We start from the raw sequence: 14,277 nt of genomic DNA, 5'->3' as shown, positions 1-14,277 counted from the left end.
CACTACCAGGGCGAACAGGCTGTGACAGCAGCCTGACGCGGCGTCGCTTATCACGTTGTACTCAACCCCTTCCTGGTTTTGCGACGCGAGATACGTGAAGGCACAAACGACTCAACGGCCGGGCAAGCAACCTGGTAAAAACAACAGCGCCAGACGCTGAGGCCTTTTGTAGGTTTGCCCGGCGCGGCTCTCATCATGGGGCGGGAACCTGTTCCCATCATGACCCCGGATAGATTTGCGCACGTCCAATTTATGCCAACACCGCCTCGCTTGCAAAAATCAGGCTGACCATAGATTTGCGTTTATGCCGTGCGCGGTCGCAACCGCCTCAACTTAGCGGAACCCCAATTTGCGCCGCGCGCCGATCAGCGCCGCGATGCTCAGCAGCGCGGCGAACATCACGTAGTAGCTCGGCGCTGCCTTCGATCCGGTCACACTGATCAGCCACGCGATGATGAACGGCCCGAAGCCGCCGAAAATCGTCACCGCGATGTTATACGCGAGCGACATGCCGGTAGTACGCGTCTGCACCGGGAAGATCTCCGACAGCAGGCCCGGCGTCGCGCCGAAGTAGCCGCTGACGAGAAAGCCGAACACGATCTGCCACACGATCAGCGTGCCGAAGCTCGGATGCGCGATCAGGAATGCGAATGCCGGATAGACGAGCACGAACAGCAGCACGGCCGCTCCCAGCATGATGCGCGTGCGTCCATGCAGATCCGACCAATGCCCGGCCACCGGCGAGAACACCATCTGGATCAGTCCCGTCACCGCGATCGCCGAGAACGCGACCGACGGCGCGAGCCCCAGTTGCCGCACGCCATAGGTCGGCATGAACAGCATCAGATACGAGGACACGGTACCGAGAATCACCACGCCCATCGCGATCACGAGCCGCAGCTTCTGCGTCGCGAACGTGTCGCGCAGCGGCGTCTGGGTTGTTTCGGCGGCGAGGAATTCGGGCGTCTCGTCGAGCTTCGTGCGGATGTAGAACGCCACCGGCCCGATCAGCAAACCGAAGAAGAACGGCACGCGCCAGCCCCACGACGTCATCTGTTCCGGTGACAACCCGCCGGTCAGCAACGCGCCGAAGCCGGCCGCAAGCAGCGTCGTCAGGCCCTGGCTCGCCATCTGCCAGCTCGCGTAGAAGCCGCGCCGCTCCGGCACGTGCTCGGCGAGAAACGCGGTCGCGCTGCCGAACTCGCCGCCGGCCGAGAAGCCTTGCATCAGCCGCGCGAGCACGAGGATCAGCGGCGCGGCGAGACCGATGCTCTGATAGGTCGGCAGGATCGCGATGATCAGCGTGCCGCTCATCATCAGCAGGATGGACAGCGTGAGCGCCGCCTTGCGACCGGCGCGGTCCGAGTACGCGCCGATCACGATCGCGCCGAGCGGCCGCATGAAGAACGACACGCCGAAGGTGCCGAGCGTCAGCAGCAGCGACACGGTGTCGTTGCCGGCCGGAAAAAACAGCTTGGAGATGGTCACGGCGAAAAAGCCGTAGACCACGAGGTCGAACCATTCGAGCGCGTTGCCGATCGAGGCGGCGACCACCGCGCGCCACGAATTCTGTCGGCTTCCCGCGATGCTTGCTGCTGTCGTTGCATTCATCCAGATCTCCTGTGCTGCGCGAAATATTTATTCGAAACAACGCGTGACGTCCGCGCTGGCCATCCCGGCAACGCGCACCACCGGCATGACTGCGTGCGCTCTATTTAACTGAAAAAATAAAAGCGAAGCGAGCGACAAATGCCCGATGCGGGCCGATGCGGGTCGATATGTGCCACGCATGGCCGCGTCGTTCGCTACGGGCGATAAAAAACCGCTTCGTCGGTGAACGGCCGAAGCGGTTTTCGTGTTGCGGCGCAGCGTGAATCGCATCGTGACAGCGGCTCGCGCGCGCCGCCGGCTGCGAAGATGCCGTCGCGCTTACTGCTGCTTGATGCCTTCCGACTGGATATGCAGGCGCGTCTGCATGCTGAAGCCGTACTTCGCGCCGAAGTCCATGCCATAGTCGGCGCGATTGAATTCGGTGCTCGCCTCGACGCCGCACACTTCGCGCTTGAGCACCGGATGCTGCATGCACTTGAACGACTCGACCTTCAGATTCACCGGCTTCGTAATGCCGCGAATCGTCAGATTGCCGATCACCTCGACCGGCTTGTCGCCGTCGAACTTGATCTCGGTGCCCTTGTAGGTCACGGTCGGATACTTCGCGACGTCGAAGAACTCGCCGGATTTCAGATGATCGTCGAGCTTCGGGTTGCCGGTCTGCACCGAAGCGGGATCGACGGTCACGTCGAGGGTGCCGGTTTTGCCCGCGCGATCGAGCGTCACCGTGCCCGTGGTCTTCGTGAATTTGCCGCGCCAGATCGACAGACCGCCGAAGTGGTCGGCCTCGAAGCTCGGAAACGTATGCATCGGATCAAGCGTATAGGTATCGGCGGCGAAGGCGCAGAGCGATAGCGACGAAGCCAGCGCGCCAACAGCGATCAACATGGACGTTTTCAATTCGTGCTCCTGTTTTGCGTTGAAAATCGCGGTGCAACCTGCGGTGGGAAAACGGCCGCGCCCCACGTGGCGCGGCTGACATCGCAAACGCCGCGCGGGTTACTTGTGCGCGGCGACGATATGAAACTTGATCACGACCTCGTCGGCGACGACCGACGTGTCCTTCCATTCGCCGGTGCCGACGTCGAACTGCGAGCGCTTGATCGGCAGTGCGCCGTCGAAGGTCTGCGTCGCGCCCTGCTGGCTCACCGTGACCGGCACCACAACCGTCTGCGACTTGCCCTTGATGGTCAGCTTGCCGGTCACCTTGAACTGATTGGCGCCGGCCGGCGCGATCTCGCTCGACACGAACGTCGCGCGCGGAAAAGCCTTCGCGTCGAACCATTCCTTGCCGCGCACCTGCTCGTTGTAGCTCTCGTCGCCGAGATCGTAGCTGGCGACGTCGATGTCGATCTGCGCGCTGCCCGCCGTCGGCTTGGCCGGATCGAAGCTGACCTGCGCGCTAAACTTGTTGAACTTGCCTTCGACCGGCACGTTCATCTGCTTCGAGGTGGCCGTCACCCAGCTCTTCGCGACGTCGACCTGGGCGAGCGCGGCGCCCGCGGCGCTCAGCGATGCCGCTGCGAATGCGGCCAGCATGTAGCGATAAAACGAAACCTTCATGGTTGTCCTTATTTGAGGAAGGGGATCATGCGCGACAGCAGACCGTCGCGGTCCAGCCATTGATGCTTGAGCGCCGCCGCGACGTGCAGCGCGACCAGCACGAGCAGCGTGTAATTCAATGCGATGTGCAGGTCCTTCAGCATTTCCTTCAGGTGCGGATCGGGCGCGATGATTCGCGGCAGCGGAATCAGCCCGAGGTAGACGACCGGCACATTCGCGGCCGAGCTATACAGATAGCCGGACACGGGAATCACGATCATCAGCGCGTACAGCAGCAGATGCGTCAGATGCGCGGCGGCGCGCTGCCAGGCCGGCATGCGGCGCGGCATCGGCGGTCCGGCATGGGTCGCGCGCCACACGATGCGCACGATCGCGAGCGCGAACACGGTCACGCCGATCCATTTGTGCCACGAGAAATAGCGCAGCTTGGTGGGCGTGAAGCCGGGGATGTCGGTCATCACCCAGCCGAGCGCAAAGCCGCAGACGATCAGCAATGCGATCAGCCAGTGAAACGCGATGGCGGTCCGCGTGTACGACTCCCGGGTACCGAACGATGGATTGAGTGTCATGTCAGATCAACGCAGGCTGTTAGAAGTTAACGGCGCGCCGCGGCCGGCTATTCCGCGATCACTGCCGCGCACCGGCATGGCGCGGGCGGCCGATGCGGCCGGCATTATCGCCAGAAAAGGGCCGCTGGGGATGCCACGGGCGCCATGCTACCCCAAGCGGGCAAAGCTGGCTGTAGCGCGTCGGCGGAACGGGCCCGAATTTTGCAGCGCAGCAGCCCGGTCAGCGCCGCGCGCGCTTCGCGTCGGTCGCGAGGCCGCGTTTGGTACTATTGCTGCTCACTGCCGCCCCATCCCTCGTAAAGAACAGGCCTTGCACGCCGCCTCTACGTCGTTAGCCCATCTGCCGCATGGAACATGACAACCTGATCGCGTGCCATGAATGCGATACGCTGGTCCGCAAGCCTCGGCTTGTCGGGCGCGTCGCCGCGCGTTGTCCGCGCTGCCGCGCGACGCTCTATCGCGGCGTATCGCGCAAGCTCGACGCGATTTGCGCACTGACGCTCGCCGCGCTGATCACCTTCGTGATCGCGCAGGGCTTTCCGATCGTCGAACTCGAAACCAACGGCATCACCTCACAGACTACGCTGTTCGGCGCGCTCGTCGCGCTGTGGAGCGAGGACATGCAGATCGTCGCCGTGATGGTGTTCTGCTCGACGATCCTCTTTCCGCTCACCGAACTCCTCGCCCTGCTGTACGTGCTGGTGCCGCTGCGCTCCGGCTATGTGCCTCCGCATTTCCATCGCGTGCTGCGCGCAATCCAGTTCGTGCGGCCGTGGGGCATGATCGAAGTGTTCATGCTCGGCGTGCTGATCACGATCGTAAAGATGGTGAGTCTCGCCCGCGTGATCCCCGAGGCGGCGCTGTTCGCGTTCGGTGCGCTGACGCTGATGTTCGCGGTCGTCGTCACGTTCGATCCGCGTGTGCTGTGGGATGTCGCCGACGAGATCGACGCGAGCGGCGATCGGCCGTTGCCGCGCACGTCGGCCGACAGCGCGGCGCTCGCGCTCGGTTCGCTCGCCGGTCCGCCGGCGCCGTCCACGCGCGTCGCGGGCTCGACGGCTGGCAGCGCTGACGGTGCCGCTGGCAGCGCTCAGCCCGGCTTGCCGCCCGCGCCGCGCGAAGGATGAGTCCGCGATGAAATACGTCACCGCGAAACGCGCGGGCTTGGTGTCCTGTCACTCGTGCGGGCGCGTCGAACCACGCATCCGCTCGGTCACCCCGCAGCACTGCAGCCGCTGCGGCGCGCATCTGCACTCGCGCAACCCCGACAGTCTGATGCGCACGTGGGCGCTGCTGATCGCCGCGGCGCTGCTGTATATTCCGGCGAACCTGCTGCCGGTGATGCACACGTCATCGCTGCTCGGCACCGAGGACGACACCATCATGAGCGGCGTCGTCTATTTCTGGACCTCGGGCGACTGGCCGCTCGCGGTGATCGTGTTCATCGCCAGCATCATGGTGCCGATGCTGAAGCTCTCGGTGCTCGTGCTGCTGACCATCACCGCACAGCGCCGCTCGCGCTGGCGTCCGCAACAGCGCACGACGCTGTACCGGATGGTCGAGCGCATCGGCCGCTGGTCGATGCTCGACGTGTTCGTCGTCACGCTGACCGTGGCGCTCGTGCGTTTCAAATCGCTGGCCGTGATCACGGCCGGGCCCGGCGCGATCGCGTTCGGCTCGGTCGTGATCCTGACGATGCTTGCCTCCATGCAATTCGATCCACGCCTCATCTGGGACCCCGTGGAAAGCAGTACCCCAAAACCTCAGGATCTCGACCATGACTAGCCCGCAAGGACCGACGCCCGCTTCAGGTGACGCGCCGCGCAACGATTCGAACGGACCCAGACTGCCGCCCCAACTGCCCGACCCCGACATCGAACCCCGCAGCCGCTGGCTGCCGTCGCTGGTCTGGGTGATTCCGCTGATCGCCGCGCTGATCGGCATCGCGCTCGTGGTCAGGTCGGTGACCGAGCGCGGGCCCGTGATCACGATCAGCTTCATCAGCGCGGAAGGGCTCGAACCGGGCAAGACCCAGGTCAAGTACAAGGACGTCGCCATCGGTTCAGTGAAGACGATCACGCTGGCGCCGGATCTGTCGCACGTGCTCGTGCAGGTGCAACTGACCAAGGAAGGCGGCAAGTTCGCGGTCAAGGACTCGCGCTTCTGGGTGGTGCGTCCGCGCGTCGGCGCGAGCGGCGTGTCGGGCCTGACCACGCTGCTGTCGGGCGCATATATCGGCGCCGACGCGGGCCGCTCGAGCGACAGCGAAAGCAACTTCGTCGGCCTCGAAACGCCGCCGCCCATCACCGGCGACCAGAAAGGCCGCCAGTACACGCTGCACGGCGAGTCGCTCGGCTCGATCGACATCGGCTCGCCGATCTTCTACCGGCGCGTGCAGGTCGGCCAGGTAGTCGGCTTCTCGCTCGACAAGAGCGGCACCGGCGTGACGATGCAGGTGTTCGTGTCGGCGCCGTTCGACCAGTACGTCGGCACCAACACGCGCTGGTGGCATGCGAGCGGCGTCGATTTGCGGCTCGATTCGAGCGGCTTCAAGCTGAACACGCAGTCGCTCGCGACGGTGATCGTCGGCGGTCTGTCGTTCCAGTCGCCGCCCGGCCAGAACATGGGCCCGCAGGCGCCGAACAACCAGACGTTCCGTCTCGGCTCGGACCAGGCCGACGCCATGCGCGAACCGGACGGCGTGCCGTTGCGTGTCGTGATGAACTTCAACCAGTCGCTGCGCGGGCTGTCGATCGGCGCTCCGGTCGACTTCCGCGGCATCGTGCTCGGCCAGGTGACCAATATCGGTATCGACTACGATCCGACGACGCGGAGCTTCACGATGCCGGTCACGATGAACGTGTACCCCGATCGCCTCGGCAAGCGCTTCCGCGAGAGCGCGCCGCAGCCGGGCTCGCTCGCCGGCGAGAACCTGCTGCAGGAGCTCGTCAAGCACGGCCTGCGCGGCCAGTTGCGCACTGGCAACCTGATCACGAGCCAGCTGTACGTGGCGCTCGATATCTTCCCGAAAGCGGCGCCGGCCAAGGTCGACGTCACGAAGGACCCGCTCGAGCTGCCGACCATTCCGAACACGCTCGACGAATTGCAGCTGCAGGTCGCCGACATCGCCAAAAAGCTCGACAAGGTGCCGTTCGACCAGATCGGCGCGAACCTGAACACTGCGCTGAAAAACGCCGATCAGCTGTTCTCGCGTCTCGACAAGGAAGTCGTGCCGCAGGCGCGCGACACGCTGAGCGCCGCGAAGCAGACCTTCAATTCGGCCCAGGCAACCTTGCAGCAGGATTCGCCGATGCAGTCCGACGTTCATCAGGCGTTGCAGGAACTGACGCGCACGTTGCAGTCGCTGAATGCGCTGTCGGATTACCTCGAGCGTCATCCCGAATCGTTGTTGCGCGGTAAATCAGGAGATAAACCATGATGTTTGCCCGGCTCCCCCGTCCGCCGCGCGCGCTCGTGCGCGGCGCCGCACGCGGCGTCGTGTATGGCACCGCACTGGCTGCGGCGCTCGCGATCGCGGCGTGCTCGTCGCCGTCGAGCCGTTTCTATACGCTGGGTGGCGCGGACAGCGCAGCCGCAGCCGCGCGCACGGGCGCCGCGCCCGCGTGGCTGATCGAAGTCGCGCCGGTCAACGTGCCGCCGCAGGTGGCGCGAAACCAGCTGGTCGTGCAGACCGGCCCGACTCAGGTGCAGCTGCTCGAACAGGAGCGCTGGGCCTCGCTGCCCGGCGATGAAATCCGCCGCGCGCTGTCGACGAATCTGACGCAGCAGCTCGGCACCATCGATACGTTCGGCACCGCGCATCCCGACGACGCGGCCGTCTACCGGATCGCGATGAACGTGCAGCGCTTCGAGTCGTGGCCCGGCTCGCATGCGTTGATCGATGCGGTGTGGAGCGTGCGCGCCGTGCGCAGCAATGCGGTGATGACGTGTCGCAGCGTGATCAGCGAAACGGTCGGCGGCGGGTACGACGCGCTCGTCGACGGACATCGGCGCGCGCTCGCGGAAGTGTCGACGCAGATCGCGACGGGCGTGCGCGCGATGGCGGCAGCGGCCGTTGCCACCACGAACGCGACCGGCCGGACTTCGTCTTCGTCCAGGCCGGCCGCGGCGCCGGTCGTGCCGCCCTGCCCTTCGGCGGGAACGGCCGCGGGGGCCGGCGCCTGAGAGGCCCGGCGGCGCGGCGAGCTCAACGGCGTCCGCATGCCTGCTGGCGTCGCGGGCTCAGCCGGTACGCGAGGCGCGATCACGCAACGACAAACGACGCAAACGACGGCCCGGCGCGCCAATCGCACCGGCCGGCCGACCCCGACCGCGTACAATAGCGCCTTATCCAACGCCTTGCGGCAACCTCAATGTCCTTCGATTTCTTCCTCCCTTGCCCGCGCGGGCTCGAAGCTCCGCTCGCGGCCGAACTCGCCGAAATTGCCGCCAAACATCTGAACGGCGCCGCCTTCACGGCCGGCGCCCAGGTGCCGGGCGGCGTGCATTTCCGCGGCGGCTGGGCCGCCGGCATGGCTGCCAATCTGCACTCGCGTCTGGCGAGCCGCGTGCTGCTGAAAATCGCGCAGCGGCCCTATCGCAGCGAGCAGGACATCTACGCGCTCGCGCTCGAACAGCGCTGGGAGCAGTGGTTCTCCGCGCACGAGACGCTGCGCGTCGACGTCACCGCGATCAAGTCGCCGCTGCGCAGTCTCGAGTTCACGACGCTGCGCGTGAAGGACGCGATCTGCGATCGTCTGCGCGAAAAAAGCGGCGCGCGGCCGAGCATCGATACCGCGATGCCCGACGTGCGCGTGTTCGCGTTCCTGACCGCGACCGACTGCACGCTGTACCTCGACACGTCCGGCGATCCGCTGTTCAAGCGCGGCTGGCGTCTCGACAAGGGCGCGGCACCGCTGCGTGAGAACCTTGCGGCGGGCATTCTGCGTCTGACCGGCTGGCAAGCGGGCACGCCGCTCTACGATCCGATGTGTGGCAGCGGCACGTTCCTCGCTGAAGCGGCGCAGGTCGCGCTGGACATCGCGCCGGGCGTGCAGCGGCGCTTCGGCTTCGAAAAGCTCATCCAGTTCGATACGCGGACCTGGCAAACGCTGCGGGGCACCGCGCTCGAAGCGAAGAACGCGGCGCGCGGCACGCGCGGCGCGGATCTGCAGATCTTCGGCAGCGACATCTCCGGCGACATGCTCGAAAAGGCCCGCGCGAACTTCGAGCGCGCCGGTCTGCCGGCCATTGCGCTCAAGCAGCTCGACGCGCGCGACATGACGCCGCCTACCTCGTCGCCGGGCATCCTCGTCGCGAATCCGCCGTATGGCGAGCGGATCGAAGTGCGCGGCCGCAATGCGCGCGGCGAGCTTCGCGAAGGCCGCGGCAATCGCGGCGACGACGGCTTCCGCCGCATTCAGGAAGAGGCGCCGGACAGCGAGTTTTTCCAGTTGCTCGGCAATGCGCTGAAGCAGCGCTTTGCCGGATGGCACGCGTTTATCCTGACGTCGGATCGCAAGCTGCCGGGGCAACTGCGGCTGCGCGAATCGACGAAGACGCCGCTCTTCAACGGCGCGCTCGAATGCAGGCTGTTCCGCTTCGATCTGATCGCGGGCAGCGTGCGGCAGCGTCCGCAGGGCGATACGCAGGCGGGTTGAAGCTGCGTCGGACGGCCAAGTTGAGATGAAAACCGCGGACCTCGTGCCGCGGTTTTTTATTGCGCCACGTCACGCTGTTTCCCTTCCTTCGAAAGCGCCCGCATTCGATCCCGCCCCTTCATCTTTGCAAACGTTTGCCGTAAACCCTAACGACCCCGCGTGCTTTCCCGGTGCGCCGCATTCCCGTTCCGTTGTTTCGAGGCATCCATGTTTTCGAACCTCACGATTCGCACCCGTCTGGCTCTCGCGATGGGCTTTCTCGGCTTGCTGATGGCGATCGGCGCGGCGCTCGGCGTCACCGGCATCGCGTTGAGCAACGCCGACCAGAAGGCGCTGTACACCAACGAGCTCGCGGCGGCGAGCGCGCTCGGCAAGTTCAACTTCTTCTATGCGCGTGGCCGGCTCGTGCTCGATCGCATCGCGGCGCAGCCTGATCGCGCGGACATCGCGAGTCTCAAACAGCATGCGCGCGAGCAGTTCGCGATCGGTGACAAGGCGTGGCAGGCTTATCGCGCGCTGCCCTCCGATGCGCAGGAGCGGCAACTCGCCGATGCGCTCGAGGTCAAACGCGCGCAGGCGATCAACGGCCCGGTCGCGCAGGTGTTCGCCGCTATCGAGCGGCGCGACACCACGCAGCTCGCCGACCTGATCTCGAACAAGATGACGGACCCGTTCAACGAAATCACGGACCTCTCCGCGAAGCTCGAGAAGATGCAGGGTGACGACGCGCGCAGCCGCTACGAAGCGGCGCAGGAGCGCTTCCACGCGATTCTCGCGATCGCCGGCGTCGGCCTTCTGATTGGACTGTCGATGGCCGCGTTCGCCTGGCATGCGCTGCGCAAGTCGATCGCGGGTCCGCTCGAAGAAGCCACCGGCCACTTCCGCGCGATCGCCAATGGCGATCTGAGCCGGCGTATCGACGTGCGCTCGCGCGACGAGATGGGCCGCATGATGGACGACCTGCGCATGATGCAGACGCGCCTCAGGCAGGCGCTGCTGTCGGTGCGCGACGGCACGCAGTCCATTTCCACGGCGACCGCGCAGATCTCGGCCGGCAACATCGATCTGTCGCAACGCACCGAAGAGCAGGCCGCGTCGCTCGAGGAAACCGCATCGAGCATGGCCGAACTGACCTCGACGGTGCGCCAGAACGCCGACAACGCGCGTCAGGCGAGCGAGCTAGCGCGGGCCGCGGTCAGCGTGACCACCGAAGGCAGCGACGTCGTCTCGCGAGTCGTGATGACGATGGGCGAGATCGACGCAAGCTCGAAGCAGATCGCCGAGATCATCGGCGTGATCGAGGGCATTGCGTTCCAGACCAACATCCTCGCGCTGAACGCCGCCGTCGAAGCAGCGCGCGCCGGCGAACAGGGCCGCGGCTTCGCGGTCGTGGCGGGCGAAGTGCGAACACTGGCGCAACGCAGCGCGTCGGCGGCGAAGGAAATCAAAACGCTGATCAGCGAATCGGTGGAGCGTGTCGGCAACGGCACCGAACTGGTCGGCCGGGCCGGCAAAACCATGACGGAGATCAACGACGCGGTGCGCCGCGTGACCGAAATCATGGCCGAGATCGCCGCCGCATCCGAAGAGCAAAGCGACGGCATCGAGCAGGTCAACCGCACCGTCTCGCAGATGGACGAGGTCACGCAGCGCAACGCGGCGCTCGTCGAGCAGGCCGCGGCCGCGGCGGCGTCGCTCGAAGAGCAGGCCACGCGCATGAGCGATGTGGTCGGCGTGTTTCAGTTGCCGGCGGAGTGAGGCGGTAGCCTTTTCACACCCTACTGCCACCACGCTGTCAGCAGCACCCCCGCACACTCCTTCTCACGCCATCCGGCGCTTGAACGGCCTACTGCCAACCGAAGGAGAGTGTCATGTCCGCATTGCCCAAAGTCGTTGCCTGGTTCGAAATCCCGTCCGTCGATTTCGATCGCGCGGTGCGCTTTTACGAAGCTGCGCTCGACGCCCCGCTGAATCGCTAGGAGATCGGCGGCCAGCCGATCGCCGTGTTCAGCTACGAGGAGCCCGCGACCGGCGGGGCGATCGTCCATAGTCCGTCGATGACGCCCGCCGCCGACGGCGTCACCGTCTACCTGAACGCGCAGCCCACCGTCGACGCCGCGCTCGAGCGCATCGAACGGGCGGGCGGCAAGACCGACGGTCCGGTGATCAAGCTGCCGCAGGACATCGGCTATATCGCGTTCTTCACCGATACCGAAGGCAACCGCCTCGGGCTGCATTCGCGCACCAACGGCTAAGCGGGTCCGCAGCCACCGCGCTCCAACCGAAGGCCGCCATGCGGCGCTATCATCGCGGGACCGTCCCCCTCCTCCTCTACCCGACGCAAACGATGACGCGCCGCGCCGACCGCCTGTTTCAGATCGCCGAGCTGCTGCGCGGCCGGCGCCTGACCACCGCGCAGCAACTGGCCGACTGGCTGAACATCTCGCTGCGCACCGTCTATCGCGACGTGCGCGATCTGCAGTTGTCGGGGGTGCCGATCGAAGGCGAAGCTGGCATCGGTTATCGGCTGTCGCGCTCGGCGAGTCTGCCGCCGCTCACCTTCACCGCCGACGAACTCGCCGCGCTCGCCGCTGGCGCGCGGATGCTCGAATCGTGGGGCGGCGCGGGCTTCGCGAGTGGCGCGCGCGGCGCGCTGGCCAAAATCGCATCGGCGATGCCCGCCGACAAGCGCGCGGCGCTCGAACGGCTCGCGATCTTCGCGCCGTCGTTTCACATCAAGGCGGAGTTTTCGACGCAGCTCGACACGCTGCATCGCGCGATCGATACGCGCCAGGTGGTGCGCTTCGCGTACACGGACGCGAACGGCGCCGACACCGAGCGCCGCGTCTGGCCGCTCGCGCTCGCGTACTGGGGCGCGCGCTGGACGCTCGGCGCATGGTGCGAGCTGCGCGGTGATTTCCGCAACTTCGGGCTGGAGAAGATGCGCGATCTCACCGTGCTCGAGACGTATCCGGATCAGGCAGGCAGGCGGCTCGCCGATCTGCTGCGGCATCTGAACGCGAGGCCGAAAAAATGAAAGGGATCGCGGTGACACACCGCGATCCCATAAGGCCGGTTCACCGCTAACGATCTAATCGACCGCCTTCACCATATCCTCGATCACCTTCTTCGCGTCGCCGAACACCATCATCGTCTTGTCCATGTAGAACAGATCGTTGTCGAGCCCGGCGTAGCCCGCCGCCATCGAGCGCTTGTTGACGATCACGGTGCGCGCCTTGTACGCCTCGATGATTGGCATGCCGGCGATCGGCGACTTCGGATCGTTCTTCGCGGCCGGATTCACCACGTCGTTCGCGCCGAGCACGAGCACGACGTCGACCTGGCCGAACTCGCCGTTGATGTCCTCCATCTCGTAGACCATGTCGTACGGCACTTCGGCTTCGGCGAGCAGCACGTTCATGTGACCCGGCATGCGGCCGGCCACCGGGTGAATCGCGTACTTCACCTCGATGCCTTTCTCGACCAGCTTGTCGGTCAGTTCCTTCAGCGCATGCTGCGCGCGCGCCACGGCGAGCCCGTAGCCCGGCACGATCACGACGGTCTCGGCGTTGCCCATCATGAACGACGCGTCATCGGCGGAGCCCGATTTCACCGGCCGCTGCTCCGCCGCTCCACCCGCGGCCGCGCCCGGCTCGTTGCCGAAGCCGCCGAGGATCACGTTGAAGAACGAGCGGTTCATCGCGCGGCACATGATGTACGACAGGATCGCACCCGACGACCCCACCAGCGAGCCGGCGATGATCAGCATCGGATTGTTCAGCGAAAAGCCGATGCCCGCCGCCGCCCAGCCCGAGTACGAGTTCAGCATCGACACGACCACCGGCATGTCCGCGCCGCCGATCGGAATGATGATCAGCACGCCGAGCACGAACGCGATGATCGTCATGATGATGAACGGCAGCCACGACTGCGTGAGGAAGAACAGCACGCCGAAGCCGAGCATCGCGATTGCGAGCATCAGATTGATCAGATGCTGGCCGCTGTAGACGACCGGCGCGCCCTGAAACAACCGGAACTTGTACTTGCCAGACAGCTTGCCGAACGCGATCACCGAGCCGCTAAAAGTGATCGCGCCGACGAAGGTGCCGATGAACAGTTCGATGCGGTTGCCGTACGGCAGGAAGCCCTCGATCGGCACCTCGGGGTCGACGAGCCCGAACGCGGCCGGCTCCGACACGACCCCGTACGCGATGCACACGGCCGCGAGACCGATCAGCGAGTGCATCGCCGCGACCAGTTCGGGCATCTTGGTCATCTCGACGCGCGCGGCGACGAACGCGCCGATCGCGCCGCCGATCACGAGCCCGAACAGCAGCAGGCCGAGCCCGAGACCGAGGTTGGAGCCGAGTACCTCGGCCTGCCGCGAGATCAGCGCGATGGTGGTCAGAATCGCGATCGCCATGCCGACCATGCCGAAGGTGTTGCCAACGCGGGCGGTCTTCGGATTCGACAGCCCCTTGAGCGCCTGGATGAAACAAACCGACGCGACCAGATACAGCAGCGTGACGACGTTCAGGCTCATTTACGCACCCTCCTTGCCGCCAGCCGGGAGTTTCTTTGGTTCTTTCTTCTTGAACATCTCCAGCATTCGCCGGGTGACGAGGAAACCGCCGAACACGTTGACGGCCGCGAGCGCCACCGCGATCGTGCCGAAGAACTTGCCCGCACTGCCCACCGTCAGCCCCGCCGCCAGCATCGCGCCGACGATCACGATCGCCGAGATCGCATTGGTCACCGCCATCAGCGGCGTATGCAGCGCGGGTGTGACGTTCCAGACCACGTGATAGCCGACGTAGATCGCCAGCACGAAGATGATCAGGTTGATGACCGTGTGATTGATGACGTCCATCTTC

General features: G+C 65.6%; 13 protein-coding genes and 1 pseudogene. 8 read left to right on the top strand and 6 right to left on the bottom strand.

Annotated elements, in window-relative coordinates; all coding sequences use genetic code 11:
* Window positions 1–333: 333 nt before the first annotated feature.
* From GCT19_RS35005 to GCT19_RS34990, 4 genes are all read right to left on the bottom strand, one after another.
* A complete protein-coding gene (locus GCT19_RS35005) occupies window positions 334–1,611 on the bottom strand; it encodes an MFS transporter (RefSeq protein WP_152854476.1) in 1,278 nt (425 codons plus the stop codon).
* A gap of 318 nt (window positions 1,612–1,929) precedes the next feature.
* Window positions 1,930–2,499 (bottom strand): YceI family protein, encoded by a 570-nt coding sequence (locus tag GCT19_RS35000; RefSeq protein WP_152854475.1) that lies wholly within the window; start codon window positions 2,497–2,499, stop codon window positions 1,930–1,932.
* A 111-nt stretch (window positions 2,500–2,610) separates the two neighbouring features.
* Complete coding sequence (locus GCT19_RS34995; RefSeq protein WP_152854474.1) at window positions 2,611–3,174, bottom strand: YceI family protein; 564 nt, start codon at window positions 3,172–3,174, stop codon at window positions 2,611–2,613.
* Window positions 3,175–3,182: 8 nt separating this feature from the next.
* Window positions 3,183–3,743, bottom strand: coding sequence for a cytochrome b (locus GCT19_RS34990; protein ID WP_152854473.1), 561 nt, complete (start codon window positions 3,741–3,743; stop codon window positions 3,183–3,185).
* A gap of 347 nt (window positions 3,744–4,090) precedes the next feature.
* Between GCT19_RS34990 and GCT19_RS34985 the strand changes: the two genes are divergently transcribed.
* The 8 genes and pseudogenes from GCT19_RS34985 to GCT19_RS34950 all read left to right on the top strand — a co-directional run bounded on the left by GCT19_RS34985 (window position 4,091) and on the right by GCT19_RS34950 (window position 12,440).
* Window positions 4,091–4,870, top strand: coding sequence for a paraquat-inducible protein A (locus GCT19_RS34985; RefSeq protein WP_152854472.1), 780 nt, complete (start codon window positions 4,091–4,093; stop codon window positions 4,868–4,870).
* A gap of 7 nt (window positions 4,871–4,877) precedes the next feature.
* Complete coding sequence (locus GCT19_RS34980) at window positions 4,878–5,528, top strand: paraquat-inducible protein A (RefSeq protein ID WP_018431909.1); 651 nt, start codon at window positions 4,878–4,880, stop codon at window positions 5,526–5,528.
* Window positions 5,521–7,182 (top strand): PqiB family protein, encoded by a 1,662-nt coding sequence (locus tag GCT19_RS34975; RefSeq protein WP_018431910.1) that lies wholly within the window; start codon window positions 5,521–5,523, stop codon window positions 7,180–7,182. Before GCT19_RS34980 ends, GCT19_RS34975 begins: the two co-directional genes overlap by 8 nt.
* Window positions 7,179–7,928 (top strand): PqiC family protein, encoded by a 750-nt coding sequence (locus GCT19_RS34970; RefSeq protein WP_152854471.1) that lies wholly within the window; start codon window positions 7,179–7,181, stop codon window positions 7,926–7,928. Before GCT19_RS34975 ends, GCT19_RS34970 begins: the two co-directional genes overlap by 4 nt.
* 188 nt (window positions 7,929–8,116) lie before the next feature.
* Window positions 8,117–9,403 (top strand): THUMP domain-containing class I SAM-dependent RNA methyltransferase, encoded by a 1,287-nt coding sequence (locus GCT19_RS34965; protein WP_152854470.1) that lies wholly within the window; start codon window positions 8,117–8,119, stop codon window positions 9,401–9,403.
* Window positions 9,404–9,610: 207 nt separating this feature from the next.
* Window positions 9,611–11,161 (top strand): methyl-accepting chemotaxis protein, encoded by a 1,551-nt coding sequence (locus GCT19_RS44665; RefSeq protein ID WP_152854469.1) that lies wholly within the window; start codon window positions 9,611–9,613, stop codon window positions 11,159–11,161.
* A 113-nt stretch (window positions 11,162–11,274) separates the two neighbouring features.
* Window positions 11,275–11,658: pseudogene (locus GCT19_RS34955) on the top strand (VOC family protein).
* A gap of 38 nt (window positions 11,659–11,696) precedes the next feature.
* A complete protein-coding gene (locus GCT19_RS34950; protein ID WP_018431915.1) occupies window positions 11,697–12,440 on the top strand; it encodes a helix-turn-helix transcriptional regulator in 744 nt (247 codons plus the stop codon).
* Between the two features lie 54 nt (window positions 12,441–12,494).
* Here GCT19_RS34950 and GCT19_RS34945 read toward each other — a convergent pair whose 3' ends face one another.
* Together GCT19_RS34945 and GCT19_RS34940 are read right to left on the bottom strand one after the other, a co-directional pair.
* Entirely contained in the window at window positions 12,495–13,946 is a 1,452-nt protein-coding gene (locus GCT19_RS34945; RefSeq protein ID WP_018431916.1) for an NAD(P)(+) transhydrogenase (Re/Si-specific) subunit beta, read from the bottom strand.
* A complete protein-coding gene (locus tag GCT19_RS34940; protein WP_013088458.1) occupies window positions 13,947–14,273 on the bottom strand; it encodes an NAD(P) transhydrogenase subunit alpha in 327 nt (108 codons plus the stop codon).
* Window positions 14,274–14,277 lie beyond the last annotated feature (4 nt).

Origin of the sequence: Paraburkholderia atlantica (assembly GCF_009362785.1) — a bacterium.
Lineage (GTDB): Bacteria > Pseudomonadota > Gammaproteobacteria > Burkholderiales > Burkholderiaceae > Paraburkholderia > Paraburkholderia atlantica.
The sequence above is the reverse complement of the archived record's forward strand: the minus strand, read 5'-3'. Positions and strand labels throughout refer to the sequence as shown.